Here is a 17106-nt window from a genome sequence, read left to right on the forward strand (position 1 = left end):
TTGTAAAATATGCTACAATGTGAACGTCGGTAAAGTGATATAATAAAAACAGGTATGCCAAAAAAACGAAAATCTACCCGCAAGAAATCAGTTTCCACCGCTCCAAAACATGATGTGCCGAGCGGCTTTTGGGCGCAAGTCGGCGCGGTACTGCTCGTTGTGTTGTCGCTTCTTCTGATGGTGGCGTGGTTTGGTGTTGGTGGCCCGGTGCTGGAGTGGCTACATAAGGCGATTCTGAGCATGCTTGGTTACGCGATGTATGGGCTGCCGATTTTGCTGATATATATTGCTGTGGAGATTTTCCGGGCGGAGAATAATCGGTTGCCGCTGGCGATGAAATTAGCAGCCATCCTCGAGGTGGTGTGGTTGTCTGGTTTGTTTGGATTATTAAAGACACCAACCCGCCCAAATGCTGGTGGATTTATCGGTGATACGGCCAATCGGGCGATGAGCGCCATGGTCGACCCGGGCATCGCTGCTTTGATATATGTGGTCCTCATCATTATTACCGCGCTATTTATTACTCAGACGTCGCCGTTTATGGTGATCAAGAAAATCGCCGAGGCGCTCAAGCGCGACCACTCCGAGGAGGATAACAATGCGGCGGTGATGAAGAAGGCGGCTCGTGAAGATGCGGCCAGCGCCAAATCATCGAGCGACATCAAGTTGAATGCCGGCGTCCCAACCGTCGATCCGGTTACGCCAAAGGATAAAAAGGCATCGCCGTTGAGCAGTCTGCGTGGTAGTGTAGCGCGGGATAAGGCAGCTGAGGAGCAGGCAGCACTGGTGGCGGCACACGACCCGAATTGGCAGGCACCGAGCCTTGATCTATTGGAGAAGAAGCAAAGTCCAGCTGATGCTGGTGATATTCGGCAGAATGCGCAGATTATTCATGATACCTTGGCAGAATTTAACATTGATGTGGAGATGGAAGACGCAAATATTGGACCAAAGGTGACGCAGTATACCTTGCGGCCGCCGAGTGGTGTGAAATTGACACGCATCACGGCACTGGAGACGAATATTGCTTTGAATCTGGCGGCACAGAGCTTGCGGATTGAAGCGCCAATTCCTGGGCAAAAAGCCGTTGGTATTGAGGTGCCAAATCGCCGAGCGGCTGATGTGCGGCTGTATGGCGTGTTGGATTCTAAGCAGTGGAAGAATGCTCGCGAGCCGCTGAGCTTTGCAATTGGTAAGGACATCTCTGGTGAAGCAGTGGTCGGTGAGCTCAACAAAATGCCACATATGTTGATCGCTGGACAGACTGGTTCTGGTAAGTCGGTGATGATTAATACCCTACTGACCAGTTTGCTATATCGCAACAGCCCGAGCGATATGAAGTTGATTTTGGTTGACCCAAAGCAGGTGGAAATGGCGCCGTATGAAGACATTCCACATTTGCTGACCCCGGTGATTACTGAGCCAGAAAAGACTATTTCGGCCTTGAAATGGGCGGTCAATGAGATGGAGCGGCGCTATAAATTACTGGCGGCGGAGAAGATTCGTGATATTAAAGGGTATAATCAACGGCTAGCCACGCGAGCTAAAAAAATCCCGGTAGCGGACGCTGATGGCAACATTCAACAGCACGAAGATGGAGCGATGCCGTACATCGTTATTGTAATTGATGAGCTAGCCGATTTGATGATGGTGGCAGCACGCGACGTCGAGGCGCTGATTGTTCGCTTGGCGCAGAAAGCCCGAGCGGTGGGTATTCACTTGGTCCTGGCAACGCAGCGGCCAAGTGTTGACGTAATTACCGGATTGATCAAGGCGAACGTGCCAGCGCGTATCGGCTTTACCGTGGCGTCGCAGGTTGACTCGCGGACCATTCTTGACCAAATTGGTGCCGAGAAACTGCTTGGCCAGGGTGATATGCTGCTGTATACGCCGAGCATGAGTAAGCCAAAACGTATCCAGGGCGCGTGGGTGACCGATGACGAGGTCAATAAAATTACTGACCATTTGCGGATGCAGTCAGCACCGCAGTATAATGATGAGGTGGTGGCGCAGCCAGTACAACTAAATGGCAAGGGCGGCCTGGCAGTTGACTTTAGCGGCGGCGGTGAAGACGAAGCATTTATGGACGCGGTGCGAGTGGTGATTGAGGGTGGCAAGGCCTCTACCAGCTATTTGCAGCGGCGGCTACGGATTGGCTACGGCAAGGCAGCGCGACTGATTGAAGAGATGGAAGAGCGTGGCATCGTCGGCCCAGCGAACGGCTCAAAAGCTCGTGATGTTTTGGTCTCAAGTATAGACGAGCTGGGTAATAGCTAGCTTGACATAATTATTTTTATAGGTTATAATACGCTAAGTGAGAAATTGATTTGTATGTGGAAGGATGGCTACGTGGCGCGCATAAGTTGTAGAAATAATGGAGAATTATCTCCTAATAGTAGAGCCGACAAGTTAAGGAGGCCTCTTGTGGTGGGGGTTGCTGCGGTCACGTTAGCCGTATCAGGTATACTTGGGTATAGTCTTGGCCGGTCACACAATGTTCCGCCCGCACCATCAGTAGAAAATACCGATGGTGGAACATTCAAAGAGTCCAATGATAGTTCGAGAGCGGAAGAAATTACATTTACGCTACCAGACACCGAAGGCCGTCAAGAGGCAGAGGTCTTTTTAAAGAATCCTGATATGCTTCGACAGGCACGCGGTATTGCCGGACGAGTGCTTACTGCTGCGGGGAAGTTGGTTGATAGTAAGGCCGCTCGACTTACTCGCCAAGATTATCATGATGATCACAATAGGCTTAAACAGCAGTCAATAGCGATTACAGATGATAGGGGAAATGTGGTATCGGTTGATGTTACTCAAGGCGACAAAAGGCTTGGTGGAAGTGAGATCGCAGTAGAAGTTGCCACTGATATGATTGAGGTCGGCGCAAAGAGTAGACAGACGGACCGGATAACGTGGCGGTTGGATTTTTTGTCTCCAGAACCTGTGGCACATCAGCATATTGAATCTCCAGAAGCACTACTACCGGCCCTCGAAGGCGTGTTACTGACGAAAGTGGAATGGTCGCACAGACAGATCACTGATGGTTGGTCGGAGACTAAGGCAATTACGATCGTTTCACCAAAGTCTGTCTCGCCATCGAGACCAGATTATGAAAGCATAGCGGCGGTACCGGCTAAGGGAGAGATTAACGGTCGGGCCGTGAAGAGTGCTAAGGTATATGATGCGGCAAAAAGCCTATTTGATCGGCTCGCGACCGATGGTGATATATCCGATATCTTGCCTTCTCAGTAAACTAACGTGCCGCCAGATATTCACCGAGTAATGTTACTTTGTGACCAGTTGAGGTAATTTTATTGATGGCGTGATGCAATGACGGGCCGGCAGCGTCAACGGTCATGAAGAATTTGTAGTTCCATGGTTGGCCGATGATGGGTTGGGACTGGAGGCTGGTGAGGTTAATGGACTGATCGGCGAATGTGCGGAGTATTTCAAGGAGGCTGCCTGGTTGATGGGCAGTGGTCACCACAAGTGTTGCTCGATTGGCGTTAGTCACTGTGGCGGTTGGATCAAGGACGAGGAAACGAGTGATGTTGTCCTGGGCATCTTGGATGTGGTGTTTGAGAATTGGCATATTGTATAGTTGGGCAGCGGTTTCACCGGCGATGGCTGCCAGGTGTGGTGAACCCTGTTGCTTGATGAATTCGACAGCGCCAGCGGTATCAAAATATTCAATTTGTGCAGCTTGCGGTAGGCGTTCTTGGAGAAAACGCTGACATTGTGACAAGGCGACAGGATGTGAATAGACAGTAGTAATGTCCTCAAGTTGTGTGCCTGGATTGGTGATGAGGGTTTGTTGAATGGTAAGCGTCACTTCACCGACGACGGGAGCGCTACAAGATTCGATGTGACGGTAGGTTTCGTTGATGGTGCCGTAAATGGTATTTTCTACTGCCACAACAACGGCGTCGGCTTTATTGCGAGCATAGGCTTGAAAGATGTCGCCAAAGGTCATGCACGGAACAATGGTGATGTCAGATCCATACCATTGTTTTGCTGCTTGTTCGTGAAATGATCCAGCTTGTCCTTGAATGGCGATACGCATGAACTCTATTGTAGCATGGTCTGGCGGGGTGCATCACTGGACTTTTGCATTAGATTACCGTATAATACGGAGGAATAATAACCTAAGGTTATGTGCGATAACATAACCATCCGTAATGGATTCCAAAGGAGGAAACATGAACGAATACGAACTGACCGTTCTTATTCATCCAGATTTGGAAGCAAATTTGGACGCGGCGCTGGACAAGGTTCGAGCGTTGATCAAAGACAATGGTGGTGAAATCACCAAAGAAGACAACTGGGGCAAGAAAAAACTAGCCTATGCGATTCGCCGTGAAGACTTTGCGGTGTATGTTTACTTTGAGGTGAAGTTGCCAAGCAGTGCACCGCTCAAGATATCAAATGTTCTGAATATCACCGACGAGGTACTTCGTTATTTGTTGGTTAAGACCGACGAGAAGACACGCCAGGCGCTTGCTGAGCAGAAAGAGCGCGAAGCTAAGGTCGCTACCGAGGCGGCTGATAAAGAAGCCTAATATTCGACGCGATACATAATAAAAAAGGAGGGTCATCATGGCACGAAGTATCAACCAAGTTATTTTACTGGGACGGTTAACGCGCGATCCAGAGCAGCGGACAACGCCATCAGGTCGGACAGTTGTTAGCTTTAGTATCGCGGTTGATCGTGCCGGACAGGATGATCAAGCTGATTTCTTCGACGTTACCGCGTGGGAAAAATTGGGCGAACTGGTGATGCAGTACCTGTCAAAGGGCCGCCGCGTGTTGGTGCAGGGTCGGTTGCGACAGGACAGCTGGGATGATAAAGAAACCGGCAAGCGCCGCTCGCGTATTGAAGTGACGGCGACCGATGTAACATTCCTTGACGCCCCGAGCGGTGATAGCGCGAATACAACCGCATCACGTAATACTAATACCAAGCAGGCTGAGACCGTAGCGGATATTGATGATAAACCGATCGATCTTAGCGAGATACCGTTCTAAAGGAGAACAAAATGGCAAAACGATTAAAGAAAGATACCCCAACGGTTTTTGACTATAAGGATGTTAAAACATTAATGCGCTATGTTAACGCGTATGGCCAAATTGAGCCGATAGCAAAGACGGGTCTCAGTGTCAAGCAGCAGCGTAGCTTGGCAGTGGCGATCAAGCGTGCTCGGCACTTAGCATTGCTGCCGTTTGTATCGCAAGGGCAATAAAAGTATACATTGAGGGAACTCTCTAACCCCGAACGTATTTATAGATAAGAGAGAAAGTCGAGTGGTCTGTGCAGGGGTAAGGCACAGGCCACTGTTGCTTGTGGGCTGCTGTACAGCGCGTTTTTATTTTTGATGCAGGATAGTATTATGATGTTACTAAGACCACCGTGGGGTATTTGAGTAAAAAATATGTTCAGTCAGCGAGAAATACTCTACCGTCCGAAAGAATGTTAGAATTAGGTACGGTAGCTTAATAGTTATAGGAAAGGAAAAACAATATGTATCAGCCGACAGATCTTAAAAAGGGTACGGTTTGTCAGATTGACGGTAAGCCATATCGCGTCATTGAATATGGACAGAAGGTTATGGGGCGTGGAGGTTCTATTGTGAACGTTAAATTGAAAAACTTACTGGATGGAAGTGTCATCCCGAAGACTTTTAAGGGTCAAGACAAAATTGAGCCAGCTGAAGTGGCTAGCAAGACTGTTCAATATTTATATCATGACGGAGATATGTTCTGCTTCATGGATCCAGAAAATTTTGAACAATTTGAATTGTCTAATGACGTGGTAGATGAGGCGAAAGATTATTTGAAAGAGGGTTGTGAGCTGAATCTCCAGGTGTTTGATGGGCGAGTGATTAATGTTGAATTACCAAAAAATCTCTATCTCGAAGTTACATATACTGAAGATGTCGTAAAGGGCGATACAACCTCAAGCGTACTTAAGGATGCAACGCTTGAGACGGGCCTTATTATTAAGGTACCAGCATTCATTAAACAGGGCGATATTGTCAGTGTTGACACAGCGACGGGTGAATATCGAGAGCGCAAAAAATAAACAAAGGGGTCTTCTTGTCGGAAGCGTCGCCCAGGGTGTTCGGGCGATGCTTTTTGTTGTTGTTAATACATCAAATAACGATAAAGAGTGGAGCAAGAGTTTAGGTATTGATGCTAAAAATACAACGTAATATATGTATAGCTGGTAGGGTGTTTTTGGTGATACATACGACAATTGTTTTCATGAAAATTATGGGTCTATTTGCGATAATGGTGAGAGTATCCTTGGCCACTACAGAGGTAAATATAACTATTGATGTATAAATTACACTGGTGTGTAGTATACAACGTTGTATTTTAGTTAACGTAGAATTAACGATAGCGAAGATCGGCCTATAGGTAAAAGTAAGAATAACTATTGATGTATTTATAACAGCAGTTCTACTATCACAATAGGTCACTAGTGATTGAGAAAAATATGTATTCAGGCTACAATGAGAAGTGACATGAAGCAGCGATTAGATAAAATGATACTAGAACGCGGGTTGGTTGAATCGCGTTCAGAAGCAGAGAATTGGATAGGCTTAGGGCAAGTCATGGTCAATGGTAGGGTGGCGACGCGTCCCGGATGTTTCGTTAATGATACAGCAGACATTACGTTGCTGACTCGTGAGCGGTACGTTTCGCGTGCAGGCCTCAAACTAGCGAGTGTGGCGGATAGTTTTCGGTTGGACTTTCAGGGGAAAACAGTGCTGGACATAGGGTCGAGTACTGGTGGATTTACTGATTTTGCGCTGCGTCATGGCGCCCGACGCGTGTATGCTGTTGATGTGGGCACGAATCAGTTGCATCATCGACTGCGTGACGATCGGCGTATAATATTACACGAAAAGACAGACATTCGTGACTTTGAGCTTGATTGTCCACCAGACATTATCGTGGGAGACGTGTCATTTATTAGTCTGCGCGACATTCTACCACACGTTGCAAAACGGCTGATGGGCAGTACGACGGTGCTTGTAGCAATGGTAAAACCGCAGTTTGAGGCAGGGCGTCATTTGGTACAAAAGGGTGTTGTAAAAAATGCTGCTATACGACGAAAGATCCTGACCGATTTTGAGCAATGGGCAAAACAGTACTTTGTAGTTCTTGATAAAAAGGATAGCACCGTCGCTGGCAGTAAGGGTAATGTCGAGCGCTTCTATAAGCTACAACTAAAAAAATAACAGGGGTAATAGTTGTAGTAAAAATGGCATCGTTGTACTTAAGTCAACGTAGTATACTATACAATAATATTAGACATTGAACCGAAATTCGACAACATCATTAGGCTGCATGATGTAATTTTTACCCTCAATACGTATTTTACCCGCTTCACGGGCCCTAGCTTCTGAACCTGCGGCAACAAGGTCGTGGTAGCTAATGACTTGTGCGGCGATGAATCCGCGCTCAAAGTCTGAGTGGATGACGCCAGCAGCCTGTGGCGCCGTCCAGCCTTTATGTATTGTCCATGCTCTAACTTCCTTCTGACCTGCCGTGAGATAGCTTTGTAGACCAAGTATGTCGTACGCGGCATGGATAAGCTGCGACAATCCAGTTTCGGAAGCCCCGTAGCTATCGAGCAGTTCCAAGGCGTCATTATTTGACAATTCTCTGAGCTCTTCTTCAAGCTTGGCACAAATAAATAATACTCGAGCTGGCGCGACGAGTTTGGCAAGTTTTTCCTGTAGGACATGGTCGCCGAGCCCCGCCTCGTCAACATTAAATGTATAAATAATTGGCTTGGCGGTGAGTAAATGAAGATCATTAATTATCTCATATTTGATATTTTCTATGGATGCTATCGGTGTACCTGAATTAAGTGATGTCAGGAGTGTTTCAAGGTATGTAGCGACCTGTCGTGCCTCCGGCTTGGCTTTGGCTTCTTTTTGGAGACGAGGCAGACGATGTTCTATGGTTTGGATGTCAGCAAGGATAAGTTCGGTATTGATGATGTCAATGTCGGCTTGAGGGTTAATCGGGGTATTGTCGTGTCGTAATATATCTGAGTTTTCAAAGGCGCGAACGATGTGGATAATGGCGTCGCATTCGCGAATATTGTGCAGGAATTTATTGCCAAGCCCTTCTCCTTTTGAGGCGCCAGCTACCAATCCAGCAATGTCGACGAACGTTACGGTCGCGGGGATAATTTTTTGCGTATCATACAGTTTTGCGAGTACATCGAGCCGCTCATCGGGAACCGGTACGATGCCAGTATTCGGTTCAATGGTGGCAAACGGGTAATTAGCCGCTAGAATATTATTGTTAGTAAGTGCATTAAATATGGTCGACTTACCGACATTTGGCAGGCCGACGATTCCGATTGATAGACTCATATCGTGTATTATAACAAATTATACAAACTTGCCTCAGTATATAATATGTATTAGAATAAGCAGTATGAATAAGATTATTGTCTCGCGAATATTTATGATAGCGGGTATCGTGTTGAGTGTCGGGGCGATAGTCGCCGTTATCATGATGGTGATGGGGCGATTGCATGTTGGATTAAAAGAGCCGAGCCAAGATATCGCGCCAACCGCTAAGATGATATGTGGCGAGGATATGATAAAAGAATATCAATCAATTATCGCTGCACCGAATGGGTATGGTCCGACAGCGCTTGAGGGGCTAGTGAAGAAGATCTCAGAGCGTGGCGGCCCGGGTGACGATACGGTGTGTCACTATGTTGTGCTTCACGATGCATCACTACGGAATGATCGCCAGCGGATTGATCAGATTCATCAAGGGTTGATCAACTCAATGAAGATGCGCCAGGCGGTCGAGCCGTTTTATCGACTGGGTATTAATCAGGATACGGTAAAAGCACTGGTCGAGATCGGTAAGGCTGATGCGGGTGCGGGGAATAAGGATGGTACACCGGGTCAGGGCTAGGGTCGGACTGCGTCTCATTATTGGCTATATGCTGGCACTTGTGGTTGTCGCATCGACATTGGTGATTATTGGTGCGGATAAAGCAGAGGCGGTGGACTGTAGCGGTTTGAGCGGTCGACGACATTTGATGTGTATTAATGCGCGCAATGATGGTGAACGGTTTGCGGTGCAATATATCTGTAAGGGCGGCGGAACGCGGTGCGGTGCGATGTGGATGTCGTCGCCTGGGACGTCGTATACGAATGATGTTATTAACACTGCTAGCTGGAATGCGACGTCATTATCACTCGACTTGAGGGGGTCGGTGAATGGTAATGGCCAGTCGCAGGCGCGGGTGTGGGCGACAAATGTAACGGTTAGTCAGAATGGTCGGACATTAGTATCTGGCGGTACGCTTGATCGTGGGACGCATCCATCGGGCGCGTACCACTGGGTTGATGGCGGTAGCAGCATTCGAGTAAATGGGATTGATATATCTGGCGTAATTGCACCAGGAAGTTCCGGCCGTATCATTTTGCAGGTGCGGCGCTGTTTCTATAGTAGTCCAGGCGGTAGCGGTGTTTGTGCGACACAAGATGTTGAGGTGTGGATTAAGCGTGAGCAGGCGCCAAACCAATGGACTGTCGAAGGACAATCGCGAGTATCAATCAATGGTGGCAGCTTAGTGCAAAACGCGACCGCTGCGCCAGGACAGCGCGTACGATTTTTTCATTATCTACGGAATAATTCTTCATATACGATTCCTCCCTACACCCTAAAGCGCATAGGAATTAATCAGGATGTTAATGGTACGACAACGCATCACGCGTGGGCGTCGCCGTATACGCATAGTGCTAGCCCGTGGAATACGTTTTATGAGCCGAGCGATGTTAAGCCATATAATAATGTCTTTGGGGCTGAGGGGATCGTGACGCAGGATGATGTCGGTAAAACAGTGTGTCAAAAGATTTTATGGCTGCCGGGCGCGTGGAATACTGATGGCTGGGGGGTCTCATCGAATGCCTGTGCGTCGGTGCCGTATGACTATGAGTTGCGACCTGAAGTGCAGGCGCCAGATTATATTAATGAAGGAACGATTGAGGTGAGTGGCGTGACCGCGCGAATTAATCATACAGGATCGACACGGTCAAATCGGGCAAATTATGCTGTGGTGCGGTTTGTGTTAAGGGGCGGTGGAAATTATACCGTGCCAGGCGGTGAGGGAGTTGTTGTGCCGTATGATAGACGTTCGCCGGGTAATTTAGTGGGCGATTGGGATTGTTATATCGCCAAGAACACGATTAAAAATAGTCGACCGGGTTTACAGGTGGCAGATTGTACATCAAATAATTTGGCACGTAATGGCGCGGGAACAATTATCCAGCGAGGTGGGCTGGAAATTCCGCTCGGTAAGGATAATTTGAGCGGGGTGACGATGACGACTGGTGACCAGTTGTGCTATATGACCATCGTGAGTACGTACAACCAGCATGTGAATACCAGTACGTTTCGCTATGCGGTCGATTGTGCAAAGGTTGCCGGACGGCCAAAAGTTCAGTTTTGGGGGGCGGATGTGCGAGTTGGTATCGGAATAGACGGTAGTGCGGGTAATAATAATGCGGAAGTCAGGACATCACTGACGAGAGTGAGGCGATAGATGGCGCTGCAGTTAAAAACCCAAAGGTGGTGGATCGGAGTCGGTGTTGTTGGGCTAGTGGTATTCGGAAGCCTTGGAGTGTATATCTGGCGTCATTATATCAGCGTGACGGCGCAAGTAGCGCCTGACGTAACTCACGTCGAGAGGGCGGTGCTAGCAGCAAGCACGACAACGCCACCGGGCGGCAGTAGTTATGGCCCAGCCACGTCATATCACATGCCATGGGAGAAATATCCGGTTGGCGAGAGAGAGCAGATCGGCGGGACACCAGAACGGATTAGCAATTGGCCAACGGCTGGGGATGGTGGGTTTGACTGTCGTGTGAACGCAAATGCCACGACAGTGGTCGATGGTATTGGCGGGACGTTTAATTATGGTGGGTTTATGATGATGCCATTACCGATGTCTGGTAATCGGACGGCTGGTCAGGATAAGTGTAGTGGATCGGTGTCAGCATGGACGGCACCGGATGGTGAAAATAGCACGTCTTCGGCGACGCCAGCGCCGAGTTGGTTTGACGATGTGGTAGCGGCTAATAGCGGTGGTCTAGCGGGTGGAGCATATGTTAATCCACGAGCGTATGGTGGCTGGGCGACGGACGCTAATACCACGACGAAAGTGCCGTTTGGTGTACCCGCCCAGCGATCGGGCGCGGCTGGGGCGGCCGAGTTTGCCGAATGCGGCGGGGTTGCCAAGGAATCGGGGACATCGGCGTGGGCGACTGACGGGGCTTTTCGGCAGTCAATGTATGATCAAGGCGGCCAATCAAAGCCGCTCTGGGGTGCGCGTTGCAAGGATGAGACGAAGTTAAAGGAGTTCTTAACTCGACGCCATAATGCGCCGCAAACTGATACTAATGGTGGAAATTACGTGAAGTCGTCTGGCGTGACGCTATTTCGGCAGAAATTCCGGCTGACGAGCCAGCAGCTTGAAGAGATTCGTCAGCTGGATTTGTTGAACGATGGGCGCTCAGGGCTATACTTACGTTTGGCGGTTGATGATTATGCTGCGGTGTACGTTAATGGCAAGCCAGTCTTCGCTAATCCGAAAGCGTCGTCTGGTGTCGAGATGAAGAGAATCATCGCGGATTATTTACGGGCTGGTGATAATGTGATTGCCCTAGAGGTGCAAGATGCGATTGCTCCAACTAGCCTCGCCAATGCTAATGCGGCTGCTCGGTGGCTGCTCGGTGTGTATGCGCCAAAGGGGTGGCAGCCGGTGCCGGGGGAGCCGCGGCTGTACGGATCGTGGGCGGAATATGCCATTAGTGCACCTGGACAAATTATTTCCTCTTCGGGGGCAGGACTATCGTCTACGCCGACAGGGCGAACGGGGGCGATTGAGGCACGGCAATATAATGATCTGACGTTTCAGAACACTAACATCCCGTTTGGTAATTTTCGCGACAAGATGCCGACCGTACGCACACCTGATGCCTATTTTACGAACACGGGAAATTTATCCGGGGCGGTGTCTATGAGTGACGTGGCCGGTGGTGTGTATCAGGCTGGCAACCTGACGATTACCGGTGGAGAAATTAAGCGTGGCCGGCAAATTGTTATCAAATCGGGCGGCGTGGTGACTATCAAGGGTGACGTAAAGCAGGAGGGCGGTAACTATTCGGCGGCTCGGGATCTGCCGCAGTTGATTATCAGCGCTCGGCATATTATCATTGAGCCGAATGTCACGCAGCTTGATGCTTGGCTGGTGGCCAAGAATGGTACAATCAATACCTGTGATACCATAGTTCGTGATAGTCGTCAGTGGCTGTCGGGGCTGGATGCGAAAACGTGTGAAAAACAGCTGCGGATCAACGGTCCGATTGTTGCGAAGCACCTCTTTTTGCGTCGTACCTTTACCAAGGGTGGCGATACCTCTGGCAATAATCCGGGCGAGCCGGCGGAAATATTGAATTTGCGTGCTGATGCATATTTGTGGGGAAATGAGCGGTCGAAAGAATCGGGGGCTATCAAAACGATGCATCTAAAAGAGCTACCGCCACGATTTTAAGGGTTTTACATTTCAATATGCTTATGTATAATAGAATAGTATGAAATTAGCTAAAGGGCTGGGCGACTTTTTCGGATTAGACATCGGGACGAATGCGGTGCGTGTCGTTCAGTTGGCACGAACGAGCAACGGATGGAATCTGCTGCACTATGGTTATGCACCTGTTGACCCGAAGGTTACGGGTAGTGATTCGCCAGAGGCGCAGCGTAAGCTTGGTGAAGTGATCATGACTGCTGTCGGACAGAGCGGTATCAAGACGCAAAATGTAGCGATTGGGCTACCGTCGAGCAAGACCTTTACGGCGATTATTGATGTGCCAAAAGTGTCAGACCAAGAGCTAAAGGCGACTATGAAATACCAGGTTGATCAGTACATTCCTATGGCGATTGAGGATGCCAAGGTTGATTGGGCACTGCTCGGCGACAGTTTGCGCGAGCAAGGCCAGTATGAGGTGTTATTGACGAGTGCAGCGATTAGCTATGTCGAGGAGCGGCTTGAGTTCATCGAAGGTCTTGGCTTTAATGTGGTTGCTGAGGAGCCGGATCCGATCGCGATGCTTCGGGCATTAGCACCGACTGATGGAGCGACCGCAAAGTTAGTACTAGATATGGGCGAACACTCGACCGATTTGGCGGTCATTTATGGCGATATGCCGCGGTTAGTGCGCACGGTGCCGAGCGGATTGCAGGCGCTGGTGCGAGCGGCGGTGCAAAATCTCAACGTGCAGGATGATCAGGCTCGCCAGTTTATTATCAAGTTTGGTTTGGCGCCTGACCGGCTTGAAGGGCAAGTCCTCAGGGCGATTGATGGCGTGCTGGATAACTTTGCGACCGAGCTGACCAAATCAATTAAGTTCTTTCAGACGCGCTATCCGAGTATTTCCGTGTCAGGAATTTTACTATCGGGCTTTGGCGCGGCGATACCGATGATGGATAATTATATTACTAACAAGACTGGTATACCGGCGACTACGGCCGATCCGTGGCAGCATGTTAGTCTTGGGCAGGCCGATCAGCAAAAATTAGCACCAATTGCCTCGGAGTTTGCGACGGTTGTTGGTCTAGCGCAGCGGAGGAGTGGGTCGTGATTGAGATTAACTTGATTCCCGATGTCAAGCGCGAGCTGCTTCGGGCAAAAATGATGCGCAACACCGTGACAGCGATGTCGATAACCGTCAGCATGATCGCGGTCGGAGTGGCGGTTGCTCTCGGCTTAATCTTTGGTGGTCAGATAGCCTTGGAGGCGCTGCATGATGGAACAATTAAGAGTAAGACGCGCGAGCTGACGTCGATTGAAGATCTCGATAAGTTAGTGACCATTCAGCATCAGCTGGCGACAATTAACAAACTATCAAGTGAGCGTCAGGCCGATTCGCGGCTATTTGACGTGATGACGGCGGTCAATCCGGTGGCGCCAAATAGTATTAAAATTGCGACGCTAAAACTCAAGCCAGAGTCACGGACAATTACTATTGAGGGATCAGCTGAGAATGGCTATATTGCGCTGGAGATATTTAAGAAGACGATTACCAATACGACTGTGCAGACAACACAAAATGGGCAAGAGGTTAAACAGCCGCTGGCTGAGAATCTGCAGGCGGGTGAGGCCAGCTTTGGTGAAGATGCCAACGGTAAGAAGGTGTTGCGCTTCTCGTTCACGTTTACCTATCCGGCAGAATTGTTTTCGAAAACGAGTGGCTCAGTGGTGATTGCGACGCCAAACGGTAAAGTTGATGTGACTGATTCGCGGCTGGGGGTACCAGAGAGCCTATTTGCCAAGAAGCCAAAAGACGCTTCAAATAAGGAGAAAAACTAATGCCTGAAAATAAAGACATTGCCATCCGTAAACGCCAGCAGATTGATTCATCAAAGAAAACCATGTTTCTGTTCGTGGCGGGTGCGGCATTTGTGAGTGGCGTGGCAATTGTGGTGTCGTTCTTCCTCGTGCGGCAGATTTTGTTTCATGGCGCAGTTGTCCTTGCGAAGCAAGACACCATCAACACACTGGAGAATAATAAAAAGGCGGCCGAGTCGCTCAAAGATAATGTGCGTTCACTAGAGGCGAATGAGGCGCTTAACTCAGTGAAGTTAAAGGATAGTAGTAGTCCATTGCAGACGATTCTTGATGCACTGCCGGCTAGTGCGAATGCCGATGCGCTTGGTGCGTCCATCCAGAAGAAGTTCGTTAATGGCATCGCCGGTCTGTCACTAGAAAGTATCTCGGTCCACTATACGGCGAATGAGTCGGGTGCGGAGCAAGAGGACGCTGGTGATGGTCGCTCGGCGGTGAGTTTTACCATGACAGTGAGCGGCACGTCATCGAGCCTCAAGGAGCTATTGACGCGCTTTGAAAAATCAATTCGGGTTATCAATATTACCGAGATCGAGATGCAGGCCAGCGAGGACGGCAAGATGACGATGGATATCTCTGGCAAGGCTTATTTTGAGCCGGCGCAAAAAGTTGGATTAGGAAAGAAGGTGATCAAGCCATGAAGAAGAGCGATATAGCGATGATTGTGTTGATAGCCAGTCTCGGCGTTGTAGTGGCATATTTCGTTGCCAGTAGTATTCCGTTCTTGCGCGTACCGTCATCAGGTGTAGAGGTACAGACGATATCAAAAATTAGTCCAGATATTGAGCAGCCGGATAAGGCAGTGTTTCATCGCGATGCTATTAACCCAACGGTGGAAGCAATTGTTGGTAAAGCGACTGGTAGTTAGCGCGGAGGTGATATGGCGCTACTGACGGATGATATGCAGGGAAAATTGATTGGCTTGCTGACGAGCGAGGGCTTGATTGAGCGGTCGGTTGTTAAGGAGGCGCAAAAGCGTGCCAGCGAGTCGGGTAAGCCGTTACTGTCGCTGTTGACCGAGGAGCACCTTTTGGAGAATGAATTATTGGTGCATGCGGTGGCGCAATTGTCTGGTGTGCCGTATGTTAATCTCGCAAGCAGCGTGATTGAGCAGCACATCTTGAACCTGCTGCCGGAGGATGTTGCCGAGCGATTTATGGCGGTACCGCTGGCCGAGGTGCAGGGGCGCTTGGCGGTGGCGATGATTGACGCCAATAATGTCCAGGCGGTTGACTACCTAGCAAATCGTATTCAGCGGCCGCTGAAGGTATTTATGGCCTCCGAAGAAAGCATCCGTCATGTCCTTGGCCAGTACAGAACAGACTTATCATCGGTCAATGAGGCAGCGGAGGACTCACAGCGCGAAGCACTGGATGAGTCGTCGCAGAACATTGTGACGATCGTTCAAGATTCGCCGATCTCGCGGGCGCTTAGTACAATCCTAGAGTATGCAGTAAAGAGCCATGCCTCGGACGTGCACATTGAGCCGTTAGAAAAGGCGTTGAAAATTCGCTGCCGTGTTGATGGCGTGTTGCGGGAAATTATGCAGCTACCAAAAAGTATTGAACCAGCGCTGGTTAGCCGTATTAAAATTCTATCAAATCTCAAAATTGATGAGCATCGAATTCCGCAGGATGGCCAGTTTGCAGTCAATGTGGCTGGCAAGGACGTCGACCTACGTATCGCGATTTCGCCGGTGGTATGGGGAGAGCAGGTGGTGATTCGTCTGCTTGATAAGACAGGTAACTCGTTTGATCTGACTGATATGGGGTATGCTGGGCGGGCACTGAGAGCCATCAAAAAAGGCATCAAGCGGCCGAGCGGAATGATTTTGACGTCTGGGCCGACTGGTTCGGGTAAGTCAACCAGTTTGTATGCGCTGATCAAGGAAATCAAGGACGACTCGATCAATATTGTGACGCTGGAGGATCCGGTGGAGTACAAGATTGACGGCGTCAATCAGATTCAGGTGCACGCTGATGTTGGACTGACGTTTGCATCGGGCTTACGGTCAATCCTCCGGCAGGATCCCGACGTGGTGATGGTCGGTGAGATCCGCGATACTGAGACGGCGAACTTGGCGGTGCAAGCGGCATTGACCGGACACTTGGTATTTTCGACGCTGCACACTAATTCGGCGGCGGGTGTGCTGCCGCGGCTGTTGGATATGGGGATTGAACCGTTCTTGATTGCTAGTACCGTAAATACTATCATTGGTCAACGGCTGGTCAGGCGGGTGGCGCCAAAATATGATTCATATCAATCGTCACCACTTGAAACGGAGACCATTCAGTCAACGGTTGGCCACCTCCTGCCAAAAACCCAGGCTGACATATCGACTGTTTCGCAGGATTTGGGCTACAAGGCCTTGCCATTATCTGGTCAAGCCGCTTATACTTTAGTCAGGGGCCGCGATATGCCGCAGACGCCGCAAGGTTACTCTGGCCGGTGCGGTTTGTACGAGGTTATGGACGTCACTGAGGAAGTTCAAAACCTGATCGTCAAGCGGGCAACGAGCGCCGAGATTCAGCGGCTCGCCATTCAGCAAGGCATGATAACGATGCGTCAAGATGGTTATCTCAAGGCGCTCAGTGGCGTGACAACATTAGAAGAAGTAAATCGGGTAGCAGCCGATACAGCATAAAAGAAAAGGG

17 protein-coding genes are annotated in these 17106 nt (G+C 49.4%); 15 read left to right on the forward strand and 2 right to left on the reverse strand.

Annotated elements, in window-relative coordinates:
• The first annotated feature begins 54 nt into the window (after positions 1–54).
• The gene (locus tag GWK74_00465) at positions 55–2277 is read left to right on the forward strand and encodes a hypothetical protein (protein ID QHU90010.1); all 2223 of its coding nucleotides are present in this window, start codon (positions 55–57) and stop codon (positions 2275–2277) included.
• 147 nt (positions 2278–2424) lie between these two features.
• Positions 2425–3255 carry a hypothetical protein gene (locus GWK74_00470; GenBank protein QHU90011.1) on the forward strand — a complete coding sequence of 277 codons (831 nt, stop codon included), beginning with the start codon at positions 2425–2427 and terminating at the stop codon, positions 3253–3255.
• Position 3256: 1 nt separating this feature from the next.
• Here GWK74_00470 and GWK74_00475 read toward each other — a convergent pair whose 3' ends face one another.
• On the reverse strand, positions 3257–4066 hold the full coding sequence (locus GWK74_00475) for a prephenate dehydratase (protein QHU90012.1): 810 nt from the start codon (positions 4064–4066) through the stop codon (positions 3257–3259).
• A 136-nt stretch (positions 4067–4202) separates the two neighbouring features.
• Here GWK74_00475 and rpsF point away from each other — a divergent pair, with 136 nt between their 5' ends.
• From rpsF to GWK74_00500, 5 genes are all read left to right on the forward strand, one after another.
• On the forward strand, positions 4203–4562 hold the full coding sequence (rpsF, locus tag GWK74_00480; GenBank protein QHU90013.1) for a 30S ribosomal protein S6: 360 nt from the start codon (positions 4203–4205) through the stop codon (positions 4560–4562).
• Positions 4563–4599: 37 nt separating this feature from the next.
• Complete coding sequence (gene ssb / locus GWK74_00485; GenBank protein ID QHU90014.1) at positions 4600–5028, forward strand: single-stranded DNA-binding protein; 429 nt, start codon at positions 4600–4602, stop codon at positions 5026–5028.
• A gap of 11 nt (positions 5029–5039) precedes the next feature.
• Complete coding sequence (gene rpsR, locus GWK74_00490; GenBank protein QHU90015.1) at positions 5040–5243, forward strand: 30S ribosomal protein S18; 204 nt, start codon at positions 5040–5042, stop codon at positions 5241–5243.
• A 278-nt stretch (positions 5244–5521) separates the two neighbouring features.
• Entirely contained in the window at positions 5522–6082 is a 561-nt protein-coding gene (gene efp, locus GWK74_00495) for an elongation factor P (protein QHU90016.1), read from the forward strand.
• Between the two features lie 445 nt (positions 6083–6527).
• Positions 6528–7247: a TlyA family rRNA (cytidine-2'-O)-methyltransferase gene (locus GWK74_00500; GenBank protein QHU90017.1), complete on the forward strand. Its 720-nt coding sequence runs from the start codon at positions 6528–6530 to the stop codon at positions 7245–7247.
• A gap of 69 nt (positions 7248–7316) precedes the next feature.
• Here the strand turns inward: GWK74_00500 and ychF are convergent, their stop codons facing one another.
• The gene (gene ychF / locus GWK74_00505; protein ID QHU90018.1) at positions 7317–8396 is read right to left on the reverse strand and encodes a redox-regulated ATPase YchF; all 1080 of its coding nucleotides are present in this window, start codon (positions 8394–8396) and stop codon (positions 7317–7319) included.
• Positions 8397–8460: 64 nt separating this feature from the next.
• Between ychF and GWK74_00510 the strand changes: the two genes are divergently transcribed.
• Genes GWK74_00510 through GWK74_00545 form a run of 8 tightly spaced genes read left to right on the forward strand, consistent with a single transcriptional unit; the run spans position 8461 to position 17096 of the window.
• Complete coding sequence (locus tag GWK74_00510) at positions 8461–8955, forward strand: hypothetical protein (protein QHU90019.1); 495 nt, start codon at positions 8461–8463, stop codon at positions 8953–8955.
• Positions 8933–10591 (forward strand): hypothetical protein, encoded by a 1659-nt coding sequence (locus tag GWK74_00515; GenBank protein ID QHU90020.1) that lies wholly within the window; start codon positions 8933–8935, stop codon positions 10589–10591. The genes GWK74_00510 and GWK74_00515 overlap by 23 nt, the downstream gene beginning before the upstream one ends.
• Positions 10592–12601: a hypothetical protein gene (locus GWK74_00520; GenBank protein ID QHU90021.1), complete on the forward strand. Its 2010-nt coding sequence runs from the start codon at positions 10592–10594 to the stop codon at positions 12599–12601.
• A gap of 40 nt (positions 12602–12641) precedes the next feature.
• Positions 12642–13688, forward strand: a complete 1047-nt coding sequence (pilM, locus tag GWK74_00525) for a type IV pilus assembly protein PilM (GenBank protein ID QHU90022.1) — start codon at positions 12642–12644, stop codon at positions 13686–13688.
• The gene (locus GWK74_00530) at positions 13685–14416 is read left to right on the forward strand and encodes a hypothetical protein (GenBank protein ID QHU90023.1); all 732 of its coding nucleotides are present in this window, start codon (positions 13685–13687) and stop codon (positions 14414–14416) included. Before pilM ends, GWK74_00530 begins: the two co-directional genes overlap by 4 nt.
• A complete protein-coding gene (locus tag GWK74_00535) occupies positions 14416–15093 on the forward strand; it encodes a hypothetical protein (protein QHU90024.1) in 678 nt (225 codons plus the stop codon). The genes GWK74_00530 and GWK74_00535 overlap by 1 nt, the downstream gene beginning before the upstream one ends.
• On the forward strand, positions 15090–15320 hold the full coding sequence (locus GWK74_00540) for a hypothetical protein (protein ID QHU90025.1): 231 nt from the start codon (positions 15090–15092) through the stop codon (positions 15318–15320). The genes GWK74_00535 and GWK74_00540 overlap by 4 nt, the downstream gene beginning before the upstream one ends.
• A gap of 12 nt (positions 15321–15332) precedes the next feature.
• Positions 15333–17096, forward strand: coding sequence for a type II/IV secretion system protein (locus GWK74_00545; GenBank protein QHU90026.1), 1764 nt, complete (start codon positions 15333–15335; stop codon positions 17094–17096).
• Positions 17097–17106 lie beyond the last annotated feature (10 nt).

The organism is Candidatus Saccharibacteria bacterium oral taxon 488 (genome assembly GCA_010202115.1).
Classification (GTDB): domain Bacteria; phylum Patescibacteriota; class Saccharimonadia; order Saccharimonadales; family Saccharimonadaceae; genus Nanosynbacter.